We start from the raw sequence: 458 nt of genomic DNA, 5'->3' as shown, positions 1-458 counted from the left end.
ACGACCATGTCGACCACGCGCTCGCCGGTCAGCGGCAAATTGCATTGCTTCAGGAGCTTTGGACCGTCCTTGGCCGAGTGCTCCATCACCACAACCACGCGTTTGACGCCTGCGACGAGATCCATCGCGCCGCCCATGCCCTTGACCATCTTGCCGGGGATCATCCAGTTGGCGAGATCGCCGTTCTGGGCCACCTGCATCGCACCGAGGATCGACAGATCCATGTGGCCGCCACGGATCATGCCGAAGGAATCCGCGCTCGAGAAATAAGAAGTCGACGGCAGTTCGCTCACGGTCTGCTTGCCGGCGTTGATGAGATCGGCGTCCTCTTCACCCTCATAGGGGAACGGGCCCATGCCGAGCATGCCGTTCTCACTCTGGAGGCTGACGTCCATGCCGTCCGGGATGTAGTTCGAGACCAGCGTCGGGATGCCGATGCCGAGATTGACGTAATAGCC

At 61.1% G+C, this 458-nt stretch carries 1 protein-coding gene; it reads right to left on the bottom strand.

Annotated elements, in window-relative coordinates; translation table 11 throughout:
- The coding region (locus AC0L2J_RS34770; protein ID WP_473395983.1) for a 3-oxoacid CoA-transferase subunit B at nucleotides 1-458 on the bottom strand (458 nt) is incomplete at both ends.

It is taken from the genome of Bradyrhizobium sp. MV1.5 (assembly GCF_055807615.1).
The sequence above is the reverse complement of the archived record's forward strand: the minus strand, read 5'-3'. Positions and strand labels throughout refer to the sequence as shown.